The sequence below is a fragment of the Pedobacter sp. GW460-11-11-14-TSB4 genome (genome assembly GCF_059423705.1).
Genome location: NZ_JBWKYI010000004.1, coordinates 218246 through 234011 on the forward strand (window position 1 = coordinate 218246; position 15766 = coordinate 234011).

A 15766-nucleotide genomic window follows, 5' to 3' on the forward strand; every position below is an offset into this window, starting at 1 on the left:
ATCATCAGAATAATGTTAATCAATAAAACCAACAGGCATTAGAGAATAACGACACATTAATGCAGATGATTAAGTAGAAAAAATTAAGATGAAAAGAAAATGGTTAACTGTTATATTAATCTTGTTAGCGACTAATGTTGTTTTTGCGCAAGCAAAGTTGTCTGTACAGGGTATCTATCAAGTATCCGATCTTAATTTTTCGATTGCGGGAACACCAGCAGGTAGTGGCCCTAATGTTTTTTCTGAGTTAAAATGGCAGAATGTAGTTCAAAAAGGATATGGATTTAATCTGCAAACAATATTTTTTAAAAAAAATATCGCTGATTTTCAGTTTAATAGTCTTTTTATAAAATCAGGTACCTTATCCGATATCGATTATGCATCTGACAACCGCACGGATATATTTTCTAGCTATTATGGCGTTACAGCAGGTTTCAACCGAAACATCACCGCAAGTTTAGGTTATCAAATTTTCAAGGGCGAAACTTTTAGCATAACAGCAAAGGCTGGCTACCTGGGCCAGTTCCAGAAAAATTATATTTTGAATGCTAAGGAGACTGGACTAACATCAGACCCTTCGGTATATATAGAAAACCTGAACTCCTATTACAGAACCAATTGGAATGGCTTCGGGCCAACAATATCTTTTAAGTTAATCCCCTTTAAAGCATTTGAGGTTAGTTACAATTTAGCCGGCTATTACGTCAAAAACAAAGGATATGGCAACTGGAACCTCAGGGAAAACCTGGCAAAACCAAAAAGTTATCTACACCAGGCAAAGGGATATATTCTCAACACAGATGTGGAAATGAAATACATTTACAATGAGAAGTGGGATATTGGGATTGGAACAAGTTACCGCTATGGTATTGCCAAAAAAGGCACAGATGTATTGTTGTTCAACAATAATACCAGCAGTACAACCCGTCTTAATGAAGTAGAGTTTGAAGCCCTCTCTGTAGCGGCATCTATCGGTTATAGGTTTTAGCTATTTCATCCACCCTATAATAAAACCAATTACATCAGAAGCCATTTTCAATGCTCATTGAAGTTGTATAATTGTCAATTTGTGGTAATTACATGTTAATATTCAGCCAGTTATAAGTTTAGTATTTATTAACTTCGTTTAGTAAAAATAGAAAGCTGAGGCTATTTTGTGTTTTCATTAAGGTGAAAAAAGGGGAAATGGATTTAAACAGCAGACAACCTTAGTCAATAAGAAACTTCTATAGGTTGTCAAATGAAAAGTGGATTGGGATGCTTGCATATCATTAAGCAAAAAAAATTCTATCGCAATTATAAATTAATCTATAAACTAAACCTTAATTAAAAAAGCAATGAAAAAAAACTATTTAAACTTTTTTATGGCAGCACTCTTGTCTGTTTCAGCCCTAAGCTGTAAAAAGCAAAATGCCGTGACTAACGAAGTGGTTGATGCAAACAGATCTGCAAAAATGCATACCTTTAATTTCGACGGCAATAACATTCAGATCAAAGAAGACAACGGAGTATATTATCTCGCCGATGATATCACACTTAGTAAAGAACAGTTTAATCTAATAAAAATTAACAGCAACAAAAACGTATCTACCTCAGAGCGGGCACTGGTAATAAATGCTTTAGCTAAGCGCTGGCCAGGTGGTATAGTTTATTATAACTTATCGGGTCTGGGTGCCGATACAGCTGCTTCTCTAAAGGCGATGGCATATATTAGCAGGGTTTCTCCGGTAACATTTGTGCAAAGAACTACTCAGGCCAATTACATTAATTTCATGAAGTCCACTGGTAATACTTCGCCAATAGGAATGATCGGTGGGGCACAGACCGTGAATTTGGTAAATTATAATACTATCGGCATCATTATCCACGAAATATTCCATTCATTGGGCGCAAATCATGAAATGTGCCGCCCAGACCGAGATGATTATATCATTGTGAATTATGACAACATTGATCCAAGTGGTGCATACAACTATAATAAGGTTTCGGCAACAAGTTATACAACTATTGGTACTCCATTAGATATCGAATCAATTCTGATGTACGCCGCAGATCCAATCGGAAGTCCCCAAAAGATAACGAAATTAGATGGATCTCGTTATGAGACCTGCTTTCCTTCACCAAACATGAGCCCTGCAGATATTGCAGGCATCAACCACATGTATACCGGTTTTACATATGTTGGCTTACCTGCAAATACTAATTATGAAATTTCTACAGCATTGGATATTACCAAGGTGCTGAACGTATCCGGGAATTACACGGCAGATGGTACGCAGGTCATTTTATGGACAGATGTAAACACCAGTAACGGAAGGTGGAATGTGACCAAAAATGCCAGTGGTTATTATATATTATCGCCGTTAAATGCACCAGGAAAGGTACTTACCGTAGTGGGTGGTGGTATCGCGAATGGTACTAAACTTGAAATTAGAACAAACACAGGTACAACCTCTCAGCAGTTTAATATCTTCCCGGTTGAGGGTGGTTATTATATCATTTCTCCACGCAATGTACCATCCAAAAATATTGATATTCCGGGTAGTGCAACCGCAAACGGAACCCTGCCTGGCCTTTGGGGTTATGGTGGTGCCAACAATCAAAAATTCAAATTTAGTACATTTTAAAAAAGATTAAATAAGGTAAAGCCCGATTCGTAATAAGAATCGGGCTTTTATAATCAATTTTTGCTAAAGAAAAGTTAACAATAAAACGTTGCCACATCAATATGTAACCAATGCTTCTTTCATGGAGCCACATATCGGGAGTAACGAGGAGTGAAACTACGCCATGATAAGCCGAAAGATGCATTTCAGTTATATTAATTGCCTTCTGATCACCAGGAGCGAAACAATCTGATAAAAACATAAAGCCAAAGCCCATACCTTAAAACATTCGCTTTTAAAGACCTGCAAATACAATTTAGACAACGGGAACTATCTGGATCCCATCAAAAATAAAATCTTAATATTTTGCATAGGTCTAACTGTGAAATTTGATCAACAAAAACTACGGCATTAAATAATTCATAAAAACAATAATTACAATTTCAAAATAAATGATGTTACGAAAGTTTTTTTCCTTAATTATATTCCTTTGTACAGTTACAGTTTCCCTTGCACAACAGAAAAAAAATGTATTGGTTATTATTACTGACGACCAGACCTATCAAACTATCCATGCTCTTGGAAATAAAGAAATTGTGACACCTACTATGGATAAATTGGTAAAAAATGGAACTTCCTTTACCAACGCACACATCATGGGTGCACTTAATGGAGCGGTATGCCAACCGAGCCGGGCCATGATCCTATGCGGTAAAACACTTTTTCATATCCGAAAAGACGGCGCTTATATTCCTGAATCGGACATTACTTTTCCGCAATTGTTTAAAGAAAATGGGTACCTCACTTTTCAAACAGGTAAATGGCATCAGGATACAAAATCATTAAACCGTTCTTTTGCCGCAGGCGAAAATATTCACATAGGCGGCATGAACCCTCCTGATAATGGTGGGCAATACCGGCCGGAATTATTTCATTACGATACGACCGGCAAATATGACAAGCCTTTTTGGGGCGATAATTATTCCTCCATCCATTTTGCGGATGCTGCAATTGATTTTATTGACAAACAGAAAACCTCTACCCAGCCGTTTTTAATGTACCTGGCATTTACCTCTCCCCACGACCCACGTACGCCACCAACCTGGTATGGACATAGCTATTCAGCCAAAGATGTATCTCTACCTGCCAATTATCTCCCTGAGCATCCTTTCGATAATGGAGAACTTCGGATCAGGGATGAAACACTTTTGCCCTTTCCCCGGACTAAAGAAGCTGTAAAAACAGAAATTGCCAAATATTATGCAATGGTGAGCGAGGTAGATTATCAGATCGGCCGTGTTATGGATGCCTTGAAAATTGCAGGTAAAGATAAAAACACCATTATTGTACTGGCCGGGGATAATGGATTATCAGTCGGTCAACAGGGATTGTTGGGAAAACAGAACCCTTATGAATCATCGATAAGGGTACCATTGATATTTAGCGGTCCTGGCATTCCAGCAAACAAAAGAGAAAATGCTATTGTGTATTTGAATGATATTTACCCAACGCTTTGCGAACTCACCAATATCGATATCCCTAAAACTGTGGGAGGTCAGTCTTTGGCTAAAGCCTTTAGTGATACTGGTTTTCAGGGTCACGATTTTGCTTTTTTTGCTTATCGTAACCTCCAACGTGCCTATGTAAAAAACAATTTTAAACTTATTCTTTACAATGTAAAAGGCCAGCATCCGGTGCAGCTTTTTAATTTAAAAACAGACCCATTAGAAATGCAAAATCTGGCGGAAAACGCAGGATATAAACAGAGAGTAGTTGAAATGACCGCAGCGCTTAGTTTGACCATGAAACAACTAAATGACTTCTGCGATTTAGATAAGCCAGATTGGGGCGCACCTAAAAAGTGGACTGGCGTAGATATAAACAACCTTAACCCGTAATTTGACTTTTACAAAAAGGGGATCGAAAATCAAACTGGTTAAAAAGGTACCGAATTATTAACGGTGCCTAATGCCAGTGGCTTCACCATAGCCCGAGAAGAAAGAAACGCCTTTGGTAACCCCTCCTTTTTCGAGCATTTTTACAATGATGCTTCCGCCCATGATCGAGCCTTCCAATACATACAAGGCGCTCAGTGCCTGCACTGCATTTTCGATTTGTGGTACAATATTTAGCCACCTAAAAAAGAATTTGTAGCAGGGCTTTTTACACATCAAGGAAAATGCATTGACAAGGCCAAAAATCAATTAATCGGAGGTTTAGATCCCACTTGTCATAATACAAGTCAATTCACAAAAAAAAAGTGCTTCAATCCTGAAAGCGCTATTTTAGATAAAAGTGCAGACCAGTAGGTTTGCAGCGCAAAACTAAAAAATCCAAAGTGAATCTACATGATTAATTACCTAACAATGTAAAAGGGAGAAAAATATGACGGCCTTAATTCTGGGAATATTTCCCTCTCAGAGAAAGAAGCGACATGCTTTTGGAAAATAAAATACCACGGGTTGCGAAACTCTTCAAGGGACAACAGCATACTAACGATCAAGACATCACGTTTCTCTGTGTTGTTATTACTTCAATCGAAAATGCGTGAGTGGGTGCAGCGACATCCTCCCGCAGGAAGATACAGCGAAAGACGCGACTCGCTATAGGCATGCCAAAAAAACATCCAGCGTTCACTAGCTGATTACACTCCTTTTAAGGATCTAACCAAATTACGCTTCCTGAGTCGATGCGATATCCCTTGCCTGAATTCGTTCTTACAGTATTTTGGCATAAAATATCTGCATCTACCCATCCATCATTATTTTTTTGTTGCCACTCTGGCCCCCAGGAATTGTGTAATTTAAACACATCTTTTTTAGTATTTCCATTTTTAACCTGCTTAAAGCCAGAGACAACTAGCGAATGTGACATACTGCATCCTTCGCCTTTATCCTGTGAAATACATAGTGATGGGAAAAGGACTGGTTTTCCAAGTTTTAATCCTTTTAAGATCTGCTTTTTGACATCATCGGGTGAGACATTCATTGAATCTAAAGGAAATGCAGCAGCACTAAAACCCGGTGGAAATAATTCTCTTTTACAATCGCTAAAAAATAATGTAAATAAAAAATGGTCAAAATCTTTTTTAGTCAGAGCTGTTTTAAGCGTTTTTTGATTAAAATTCAAATTTACGTAAGCATTAAGTTTTTCAACTTCATCGCTACAGTCTTTTATTTTTACCAGGTCGCCATCTTTTAACTTCCCAAAAATATTTTTCAGATAATTAAAGAATTCATCTCTTTTGATTAGTCCGTTCCTACCATTTAAGCTAAATTCTTTTGTCAGGTTTTCAAAAGGATTACAACTCTCCAATATTAAACTATTGTAGTACTTCACGCCCAGATCATTGATAACATCATTCATCCCTCTTCCGCTTTTTTGATTGGGCTGAAAGGTATAATCCTCATCTGCGGCCTGATTTGTATAAGCCATCAACCCAAAATAGGATATGGCCATATCAGCAGGAGGATTTTTACAATCAGGGATATCACTTTTCCATTTTTGGCAAGTGTAGTGCTGCAATATTGCAGCTAAACTAAAAGCCTTACAATCTCCAATATCATCCTGAGTTTTGTAAGCAGGCATGTTGGCTATTTCTATTTTTGTACCTGCCACCTCCTGGTAAATAATTGCTGGCTTTAAGATTGCGTAACTCAGGTTATCCCCCTCACAATAAATTGGTGCAAACGGATTTGTATAGCCATCAAATCTAACATTTTCAGGTTCTGTAGTTATTGAATTTAAATAGATCGGTGCCGGATTTTCTTTTTCATAAACTTCTTTTTCTTTGGTGACGATGTTTTGCTCCCAACTGCGTTTTAAGGCCATCAATTGATAAAAACCATCTTTACGTATTTCAAAATCATGACCGAACTGCTGAGAAAGCTGTCCCTGCCCTAACTGCTGTAACTGCTGCCGGTAGAGTACGGCAATTTCGTCCGGATACATCGGCATAACCTTGTGATTTATCCATTGCCCATTTTCGCTGTGCATACGCATCAGGTGAAATGTTTCCATATCATAGTGGTACAATGTCGGGCCACCTAGGTATTCCTTGCCCCAAAAAGCATAATAACCCTGATTCTCGTGTGAAAATATCATGGTTTCTTCGCACAATCCATTTTCACAGACCTTTATGATAAAACCATTGTATTTTTTATCTCTATAGAGTTCGGGGATAAAAACCAGATTTTCCTTGTTCCAGGTCTCCAGCAAAGCAGGCGTACAGATTCCTGCCGTGTTTTCTGAAATGAAATATTTCCTGTGTAGCTTTAAGAAGGTTTTAGGTTTAGAAATATTCAATTCTGTTTCGAAAAACCTTAACCCATTCTCCGCACGTTTAAATCTTCTTAAATTAGCTATGGACACAAATTTATTCGCATCTGCAGCGCTGCCCGCGGAGTTCTTGTCAAAAGCCCAAACTGCATTGGGAAGTAAAACTGCCCCCGCGGCTAAAAAACTATTTTTAATAAAGTCTTTTCTGTCCATAGTTCAAGTTATTTTTTGATATTGTTCCTGGAGTGTGCCAGCAAAAACAGTTGCCATGTAGCCTTTTTTTTATCTTCCTTTCATCGCCTGATCATATTTAACCTCACCTTTCCTTCCTCCCACCCAGCGTAAAAATAGCATACACACTATGTCTGATCACATAAAGGTAACGAATGGTCTGCATTTCCTTTAAACAAAAATCTTCGGCCAATCTCCAGTCCGGCCTACGGTATTTCCCACGTTACAACTTAAAACGACTATCGTTCTTACCAAGAGATCCTGTATATTCCAAACTAATATTTTACCCATCTAAATAACAAAAGTTAGCATATTTTAATCCAAATGACCCGCTTTTTAACAAGTTGGTCTTCACTGGCAAGAGAAACCGATGTTTTATCATATTTTCGACTATTAATTCTATAGATTTTATATACTTAATAAAGATGATTATTCCTTCACGCCTTTGTTACCTCAGCAAATTAAATTATTCATGCTGATTGATCTCCTACTCCCACCTCGTAAACATCATTTAGTCAAATACTGATTAAATAAATAACCAGTACAGTTAACGATAAACTTTATCAGGGAAAATTTCCCTTTCCACTCATTATGCAAAAAAAATACCCAATAATTATTATCAACGACCTGAGACATCATTTTTTCAGTCCAGGTAAAACCATCACAACCTTAATCTTTTTAGTGTGCCTCAGTCTTTTTGCCAATGCACAGCGAAAGATTTTAAACGGCCAGGTTTTAGACGAAAAACAGTTACCCTTAATCGGCGCCGTAATCAAAATCAAAGGGACTAACAAGGCTACAAGTACAGATACACAAGGAAAATTTAGCCTGCAGGCCAATGCTCAGGATAGCATAAGTATCGCATTTGTGGGCTATAAAACCCTTAGCCGGTTGGTTGGTGATATTTCTAACCTAAACATTAGCCTGCAACCAGATAATGCAACACTCAATGATGTGGTTGTTGTTGGTTATGGTACCCAAAGTAATGCAAAAGTAACAGGTGCTATTGCCACAGTAAAGATGGATGATGTTTTACGCGACAGGCCGGTGAGCAGTACAACCCAATTGCTGCAGGGAACAGTGCCTGGACTGCAGGTGAGTGTAGGCAGCGGCAAACCGGGTACAGTTGGTTCCATCAATTTGCGTGGCGCTACCAGTTTGAATACGAGCGGAAACAGCATTAATCTTTCCGGGCCATTGGTATTAGTAGACAATGTACCGCTTAATGGCGATTTAAGTCAGCTCGATCCTCAGGACATCGAAAGCGTAACAGTATTAAAAGATGCAGGATCTGCTGCCATTTACGGAGGCCGCTCGGCATTCGGGGTAATATTGGTGACCACAAAAAAGGGGAAAATTAATCAAAAACCCCAGTTTAATTATAGCAACAACATTATTTTGGCTAGTCCAACCAACCTCCCAGATCAGGCTACGCCAGAGCAGTTCTTACAATCTTTAAAAGACATGGGAACCGTGGGCTACTGGTCGTTACAAAACGTTGATACCTGGATACAGGTTTACAACGAAGCGAAAGCCAACCCCGATAAATATCCAAACGGACTCGCAAACGTGGGTACAACAGTTTATCCCGTTCGGGCGGGAAGCCTAATTGATGGCTACCTGGCTAAAAACGTACCCCAATTTCAGCATAATTTTTCAGTAACCGGCGGAACTGATAAAATTACTTATCGTTTGGCTTACGGCAGTGCAAATGAAAAGGGAGTTGTGGTTCCAGAAGCAAAACAGGATTACTATAAACGTTATAATATTAAATCGTTCATTAATGCCGATATAAACAAATGGTTAAGTACCCAGTTAGATGCGCAATATTTTAATTCGATTACCTCTACCCCATCGAATATGCCCTTTGGCATCTCTTTACCATTAATATCGCCAGATGCAACCATACCAGCCTCTAACGGTGTAGTCGGCATAAACGGCATACCCAGATATATTGTATTAAATGGTTCACCCAACCTCAATAAAAGTGATGATATCAGACTTACTGGCCGTGCGATCCTCAAACCCATCAGCGGACTTACGATTACTGGCGAGTACACTTACGATAAGCTGAACAATAATGTGACCAATTACAATAAAGCCTTTCAAACAGTGAGTCCGTATAATTTTCAGGAACAAACCAGTGGAAACGGCACTTATCAGTTATTTAATGGAGGAACCATATATAATGCATTAAATATTTTTGGTAACTACACAAAATCATTTGGTCATCACAATTTTTCGCTGCTAGCTGGCTTTAATAAAGAAGAAAGCATTTATCAGGCTACAGATGTATCAAGAAATGGCATGATTTCGAGCGAATTTCCATCGCTGGTAAACGCAACTGGCCCAATAAATACCTCAAATAGCTATTCAGCATTCTCCTTAACAGGTCTTTTCTGGAGATTAAACTACGATTACAAAAACAAATATCTGCTTCAATTAAATCAACGGTATGATGGTTCTTCAAAATTTCCAGAAAATCATCGCTTTGGTATTTTCCCCTCCGCTTCAATCGGTTGGGTAGTATCTGAAGAAGATTTTTTAAAGCAACATGCTAAATGGCTGTCTAACTTCAAATTAAGAGCTTCGCTTGGTGAGGTGGGGAATCAGAATATTGGCGCATATAAATTTATCCCAACATTTACCTCCTCTCAGCCTCATTGGTTAAATGGAGCAGGGTCATATTTAACCTCCTTAGGCGAACTTAATTTAATCAGCTCTGATTTTACCTGGGAAACTGTACGCACCCTAAACCTCGGTATAGATTTTGGCTTTTTAAACAACAGGTTAAGCGGAAGTTTTGACTGGTTCACCAGAGATACCAAAAATATCCTTGCCGAAGGTGCCATTTCTTTACCTGCTGTGCTGGGCACGGGTGCGCCGCTACAAAATACCGCAAGTCTACGCTCAAAAGGTTATGAAGTTAATGTTTCATGGCAGGATAAAATCGGTAAAGATTTGAGCTATTACATTGGTGCTAACCTCTACGATTTTACCTCGAAGATTACCAAATTTGGCGGAAACGACAATAATTTCCTTAGCTACTATTACGTTGGCCAGCAATTAGGCGAAATCTGGGGCTATACAACCGACAGGCTTTACACCGTTGATGATTTTGTACCTGGAAGCTTAAAAGCAGATCTAACTGGCGGCGCCTTAAAACCCGGTGTCCCTACCTATCAGGGGATCTTGCCAAATCCAGGCGACGTACTTTTAAAAGACCTGAATGGTGATGGTAAAGTTTTTGAAGGCTTAAGAACGACCAGCGATCCGGGTGACCGTACCATCATTGGCAATAATACCTTACGCTACCAGTTTGGCATAAACGGTGGATTAAGCTATAAAAATTTCGATTTCAGCTTCGTACTACGTGGCGTGGGCAAACGTCAATACTTTATGGCCACTACGCTTACCGCACCAAATTATGGTGGTTTTTCTACTGTTGTGGCCAATACGCTCGATTATTGGACGCCCAATAACCTTAATGCTCATTACGCCAGACTTTACGATAAAGCCACTGGTAACCAAAGCTACAATCAAAACACCATACAAAGTCGTTATCTGTTAAATGGCGCTTATTTGCAGATGGCCAATTTAGCATTGGGCTACAACCTGCCAAAATCGTTACTGAGCAAATTGCACATCAATACTTTCAGGTTGTTTTGCAGTGTAGAAAATCCTTTCAACTTTAACCATTTACCCAAGGGTTTAGACCCCTCATTAACTAACCTCGGTTCTGGCATGGGTTATCCTTTTTTAAGAAAAACCTCTTTCGGTATAAATACTACATTTTAATAAAAGATAAAGATTTTAATCATGAAAAATATAAAATACCTATTTTTTGTTGCTCCCTTACTTTTGGCAGCATGCAAAAAGGACTTTTTAAATAAAACTCCTGTTATTGAACTCACCGAGGAAACAGCTTTTATCAACTACGACAATTTCAAAACCTACGCATGGGGAATGTACGATTATTTTGATGGATACGGAGTTAATGGCGATGGTTATCCAGCGGCACTTTTGAGCAGTGATGCCAATTCTGATAACCTGGCCAGAACATTAGCGGGTAGCCAATCAGAGTACGCCTATCAAACCAAAATAATACCCGGCGATGGCGGTCGCACCCGATCGTTAAGCACTTCGGGTTGGAATTTCGATTATGTGCGCCAGGTAAATGTGATGATTGATAATATCGATAAATCTGCAATGAAACAGGCCGATAAGGACCATTGGCGCAGCGTAGGCTACTTCTTCAGGGCTTTACGGTATTACGATTTAATTGCGGCTTACGGCGATGTGCCCTGGATTGAACATAAACTAAGCGACACCTCCACTGTAGAACTTTTTGGCAAAAGGACCCCTCGCGATGTGGTGGCCAAAAACATACTGGATAATCTTAACTTCGCTGAAACACACATTAAAGCAGACGGTGATGGAGATAATACAATCAATATACATTGTGTAAGGTACTTAATATCGCGTTTTGGCCTTTTTGAAGGAACCTGGCGCAAATACCATGCATTAGGCAATGCCGATGTGTACTTGCAAGCCAGCAAAACGGCTTCAGAAAAGTTGATGAATAACTTTAGCACCTGCATGGCCAACTATGATGATCTTTATAACCTGGAAGATTTAAGTAAAAAACCAGGGATTATCCTTTTTAAGCAATACGCGGCAAACCTTACCACCCACTTTTCGGGAGTAAGGTTGCAAGGAAGTGCCAACAGTTATATTGATGTGGCAAAGGATGCAGTAGAAAGTTATTTATGTACCGATGGACGACCAATTGGAAGCAGTGCGGTATATGCAGGCGACAAGACGATGTACAACGAATTTCGTAACCGCGATAGACGATTGCTGTATACGGTTGTTCCGCCCTATAAGGTTGTAATCGGCAATCCTAACTATACCTGGAAAAAAAATGCTAATGCTGCTGATGCAGAATACATTGATCTGTTTACCACATTTCAATCAGAGAATACAATTAAAAAATCGCTGCCTATTGCCCAATGGAGTCAAACCATGCAAACGGGAACCATCATCAGCGAATCGCCACATTTCAGAAAATCAAATTCTGGGCAACCTCAAGTGGTGGGTGAGCTAGGCTATTATTACTGGAAAAGCTACAACCGATTGCCTCTTGATGCAAAAAGCAGTTATGCCACAACCGATTGCCCTCTTTTTCGCATCGAAGAGATCTGGTTAAATTATGCAGAAGTTATGGCAGAACTGGGCTTATTTACGCAGGCAGTAGCCGATCAGACCATAAATAAATTAAGGCCCCGCGCTGGTCTGCCAAAAATGACCGTTGCTGATATCAATGCATCTTTCGATCCCAAGCGTGATCCTGATGTAACACCCCTATTGTGGGAAATTAGGAGAGAGCGACGTGTTGAACTTTTTGGAGACGGTTTTAGGTTTAACGACCTGAAACGCTGGAAAAAGGGAACTTACGTAAATAAACAGCAACTGGGTGTTTGGGTCAATAATGCTGACTATGGTAATAAATTAAGTATTTCTGGTGGTGGAGCTTCTGGATATGTCGAATTTTTCGGTACGCCACCAGGCTGGCTTAATAAATTTTATTACGAACCCGTCCCTACTCAGGAACTGGTGTTAAATAAAAATCTGGCACAATCTCCCGGATGGTAACAATAAAAAAACCGCAAAATTGCGGTTTTTTTATTTCAGCATGCACCTTAAATGAATTATTTACGGTATAAAGGGCATCTTTTTAACAAATATTCGAGCGGACCACTGTAGGATCCATCAGTATTGCTCAGGAAGGCTTTGTGACTTTCATTATAGATACTCGCATTATTGTCCATGTAGATCTGAAGACTCACACTAACATCATATCGCTGTACTGCATTACTATTGGTAGATCCATAACTTGATACCCCTTTTACCTTGTCACCATCACCCCGTTTTATTTTGGTATCATCACTCGATGAGCTAAAACTGGTCTGATATCCCTTATTCTGGGTAACAGTTCCCTGAATAATATATTCAACGCCCAGGATATCGCATAGGTTTTTCATCGTAAACCCGATCAGCTTATCCTGCGTAGCACCTGCCTGGATCAAGGCGGCATTGGTTGAGCGTGGATCCAATATCGTATATCCGGCCGAATGCTGGCTAAGCAAAGCAAAAGCGTCCTGCTGGGCCTTCATTCCAATAACATCAGCACCAGGTTGGTTATCCATCAAAAAGGTAAAAGGGATGATTGCAATTTTATTGTGATGGTCAACCGGAGTCGCAGTCATCGCAACCGGATCCTTACCTCTAGTCTCTGAAGGAGATACCTGTTGCGAGATGATCTCTACTCTGCCACTGGAGTGGGTAATCTGGGAGATATCCGATTTTTTAATAATGTATTCAGCGGTTTCTCCGGAATAAACAAAAGAAACCTCAGCATCGGTGACTTTGATAATCTTTCCTTTTAGTTCTTCACCATTACTCTTTTTGATCACATCAACCCGCTGTGAAACAGCGGACTGCGAAAAACTGCTGAGCGCAATTATCATGCATAGCAGCGATAGATAGATTTTTTTCATAATTAGGGTTGATTTGAAAGTAAAAATAAACAAAACACATCAAAAGAATAAATGTTGGAAGGAACATAGCAAAAAATAACTAACGCATACCTGTTGTAAAGGTCAGCATTTGATAGCTAAGAATTGCAGAACTAGTGTAAGCTCATTTCTCTGCAAAAACGGACAGCATTAAGTTTTTGACTATATGCATTAATTATGTATGTTAGTGCATCCCAAACAGAATGCCCTATAAACACCATAATGACCAGGAACTAGCAGACTTACTCAAGTCAGGCGACCAGCTGGCCTACGCTGAAATTTATCACCGCTATCATGCTGCTTTATACATTCACGCATTTAAACGGCTTCAATTAAGAGAAGAATGCAGGGATCTGGTGCATGAACTCTTTACCACCTTATGGATTAAACGTGAGGAAATTACTTTTAAAACGACCCTTTCCGGGTATCTTTATACTTCAGTTAGAAACAAAATATTCGATCTGCTGGCAAAGCAGAAGTTAAAAAAATCATACACTCAGTCCATTCAGGATTTTGCAGAAACCGGTTTCGTCACTACCGATTACCTGGTCAGACAAAACCAGCTAAAAGCCATTATAGATCAGGAAATTGCCAACCTCCCTACGCGAACCCGTCAAATATTTGAACTAAGCAGAAAGAATTTCCTCAGTCATCAGGAAATCGCCAAAGTGCTTAACCTTTCCGAACAAACTGTAAAAACTACAATAAACAATGCATTAAGGGTGTTACGTACCAGGCTTGGATCAATGATGTTCCTGTCGCTCTGATTTTTTTTAAAATTTCTTTACCCCCAAGGCTACTTTGCTTCGTCTTTAACTTCTGAATGCGGAAGGTACGCTCCTTCCCTCGATAAGAATCATGCAAAAAGAGGAAATTAGCAAGCTTTTACAAAAAAAACAGGCTGGTAACTGTACACCTGAAGAAATCGCCTTTTTAGAGAGCTGGTATGCACAATGGAATAAAGATCTTCCCCTGGGTTTAACCGAAGAAGAACTATTTGAAGACCTGCTCATAATCAAGAAGATGACCAGTACGCTACCTGCAGAAAGACATTTCAAAATATCAAGCCGAAGCCTTGCGATTGCAGCATCACTGCTGGTGATTATGAGCATCGGCCTTTATTTTTACCTGCATAACCAGCGCATTGATTATAATTTAGCGCTACACGATATTCAACCTGGTGGTAATAAAGCAACGGTTACCCTGGCAAACGGACAAAGGTTTGATTTAAAGAATTTAGAAGGCGGAGTAGTGGTTGACAAATCCGGACTGGAATATAACGACGGAACAGCTATCAGCGAAATCGGCTCAGCCAAAGGAGCAGCACAGCAACTGGTATTATCTACCCCTAAGGGCGGCCAGTACCAAATCACACTCTCTGATGGAACCAAAGTATGGTTAAATGCGGCCTCATCATTAAAATTCCTTTCCAGCTTCGCCGGGCAGAAAGAGCGTCGGGTAGAATTAACCGGAGAAGCTTATTTCCAGGTAAATCATGATGCGAAGCAGCCGTTCCGTGTAATGAGTGCTGGCCAGCTCGCCGAAGACCTTGGAACTTCCTTTAACATTAATAACTATGCCGATGAACCACTCAGCAAGACTACACTGGTAGAAGGAAGTATGCAAGTTCGAAGTTTAAAAAATGCTCAGGATAAAAACCCCATTCTGTTAAAACCTAGTCAGCAAGCTTCTATTGATGCTGTAGGAGCAATTAGCTTACGAATGGTAAATACTGCAGAAACATTAGGCTGGAAAAATGACAACTTCATCTTCGATGGAGAGGATTTGAATTCGGCCATGCGGAAAATCGCCAGATGGTACAATATTGATGTCGTTTATGAACCTGATGTAAAAGCTAATTCAACACCTATTCTGGATGGATTAGTGTCGAGAAAAAGTAAGTTGTCGGAAGTACTGAAATGGATAGAAACTGTTGGTGAAGTCCGTTTCAAAATAGAAGGAAGGAGGGTAACCGTGATGAAATAAGTACTTCTCCACTATGCCAAATCACCAGGGGTGCTGGAAACACCCCCGATAATTACTGGCATCCAGTTAATAAAAATTATCAACCGA

Annotated in this window: 10 protein-coding genes; 7 read left to right on the top strand and 3 right to left on the bottom strand. The window is 39.6% G+C overall.

All coding sequences use genetic code 11. From position 1 onward, the window contains the following. Positions 1-88 precede the first annotated feature (88 nt). From AC07YT_RS06470 to AC07YT_RS06480, 3 genes are all read left to right on the top strand, one after another. The gene (locus tag AC07YT_RS06470) at positions 89-988 is read left to right on the top strand and encodes a hypothetical protein (RefSeq protein WP_086545595.1); all 900 of its coding nucleotides are present in this window, start codon (positions 89-91) and stop codon (positions 986-988) included. A 349-nt stretch (positions 989-1337) separates the two neighbouring features. After that, the gene (locus AC07YT_RS06475) at positions 1338-2627 is read left to right on the top strand and encodes a M12 family metallopeptidase (RefSeq protein WP_086545594.1); all 1290 of its coding nucleotides are present in this window, start codon (positions 1338-1340) and stop codon (positions 2625-2627) included. Positions 2628-3058: 431 nt separating this feature from the next. Then, positions 3059-4504 (top strand): sulfatase family protein, encoded by a 1446-nt coding sequence (locus AC07YT_RS06480; protein ID WP_086545592.1) that lies wholly within the window; start codon positions 3059-3061, stop codon positions 4502-4504. A gap of 57 nt (positions 4505-4561) precedes the next feature. Here AC07YT_RS06480 and AC07YT_RS06485 read toward each other — a convergent pair whose 3' ends face one another. Together AC07YT_RS06485 and AC07YT_RS06490 are read right to left on the bottom strand one after the other, a co-directional pair. Beyond that, positions 4562-4777 carry a hypothetical protein gene (locus tag AC07YT_RS06485; RefSeq protein WP_494945238.1) on the bottom strand — a complete coding sequence of 72 codons (216 nt, stop codon included), beginning with the start codon at positions 4775-4777 and terminating at the stop codon, positions 4562-4564. Between the two features lie 484 nt (positions 4778-5261). Beyond that, the gene (locus tag AC07YT_RS06490) at positions 5262-7097 is read right to left on the bottom strand and encodes a hypothetical protein (protein WP_086545591.1); all 1836 of its coding nucleotides are present in this window, start codon (positions 7095-7097) and stop codon (positions 5262-5264) included. A gap of 609 nt (positions 7098-7706) precedes the next feature. Here AC07YT_RS06490 and AC07YT_RS06495 point away from each other — a divergent pair. Then, the gene (locus AC07YT_RS06495) at positions 7707-10913 is read left to right on the top strand and encodes a SusC/RagA family TonB-linked outer membrane protein (RefSeq protein ID WP_086545590.1); all 3207 of its coding nucleotides are present in this window, start codon (positions 7707-7709) and stop codon (positions 10911-10913) included. 21 nt (positions 10914-10934) lie between these two features. Further along, the gene (locus AC07YT_RS06500; protein ID WP_086545589.1) at positions 10935-12770 is read left to right on the top strand and encodes a RagB/SusD family nutrient uptake outer membrane protein; all 1836 of its coding nucleotides are present in this window, start codon (positions 10935-10937) and stop codon (positions 12768-12770) included. A 56-nt stretch (positions 12771-12826) separates the two neighbouring features. On the opposite strand, the gene AC07YT_RS06505 is transcribed toward AC07YT_RS06500, so the two are convergent. Next, a complete protein-coding gene (locus AC07YT_RS06505; protein ID WP_086545588.1) occupies positions 12827-13675 on the bottom strand; it encodes a hypothetical protein in 849 nt (282 codons plus the stop codon). A 221-nt stretch (positions 13676-13896) separates the two neighbouring features. Between AC07YT_RS06505 and AC07YT_RS06510 the strand changes: the two genes are divergently transcribed. After that, on the top strand, positions 13897-14460 hold the full coding sequence (locus tag AC07YT_RS06510) for an RNA polymerase sigma factor (RefSeq protein ID WP_086545587.1): 564 nt from the start codon (positions 13897-13899) through the stop codon (positions 14458-14460). A gap of 91 nt (positions 14461-14551) precedes the next feature. After that, positions 14552-15679, top strand: a complete 1128-nt coding sequence (locus AC07YT_RS06515; RefSeq protein ID WP_086545586.1) for a FecR family protein — start codon at positions 14552-14554, stop codon at positions 15677-15679. Positions 15680-15766 lie beyond the last annotated feature (87 nt).

What these genes read in the sequence shown, in the direction of transcription:
- AC07YT_RS06470 (WP_086545595.1), top strand. Translation starts at nt 89, where the DNA reads ATGAAAAGAAAATGGTTAACTGTTATATTAATCTTGTTAGCGACTAAT.
- AC07YT_RS06475 (WP_086545594.1), top strand. Translation starts at nt 1,338, where the DNA reads ATGAAAAAAAACTATTTAAACTTTTTTATGGCAGCACTCTTGTCTGTT.
- AC07YT_RS06480 (WP_086545592.1), top strand. Translation starts at nt 3,059, where the DNA reads ATGATGTTACGAAAGTTTTTTTCCTTAATTATATTCCTTTGTACAGTT.
- AC07YT_RS06485 (WP_494945238.1), bottom strand. Translation starts at nt 4,777, where the DNA reads ATGTGTAAAAAGCCCTGCTACAAATTCTTTTTTAGGTGGCTAAATATT.
- AC07YT_RS06490 (WP_086545591.1), bottom strand. Translation starts at nt 7,097, where the DNA reads ATGGACAGAAAAGACTTTATTAAAAATAGTTTTTTAGCCGCGGGGGCA.
- AC07YT_RS06495 (WP_086545590.1), top strand. Translation starts at nt 7,707, where the DNA reads ATGCAAAAAAAATACCCAATAATTATTATCAACGACCTGAGACATCAT.
- AC07YT_RS06500 (WP_086545589.1), top strand. Translation starts at nt 10,935, where the DNA reads ATGAAAAATATAAAATACCTATTTTTTGTTGCTCCCTTACTTTTGGCA.
- AC07YT_RS06505 (WP_086545588.1), bottom strand. Translation starts at nt 13,675, where the DNA reads ATGAAAAAAATCTATCTATCGCTGCTATGCATGATAATTGCGCTCAGC.
- AC07YT_RS06510 (WP_086545587.1), top strand. Translation starts at nt 13,897, where the DNA reads ATGCCCTATAAACACCATAATGACCAGGAACTAGCAGACTTACTCAAG.
- AC07YT_RS06515 (WP_086545586.1), top strand. Translation starts at nt 14,552, where the DNA reads ATGCAAAAAGAGGAAATTAGCAAGCTTTTACAAAAAAAACAGGCTGGT.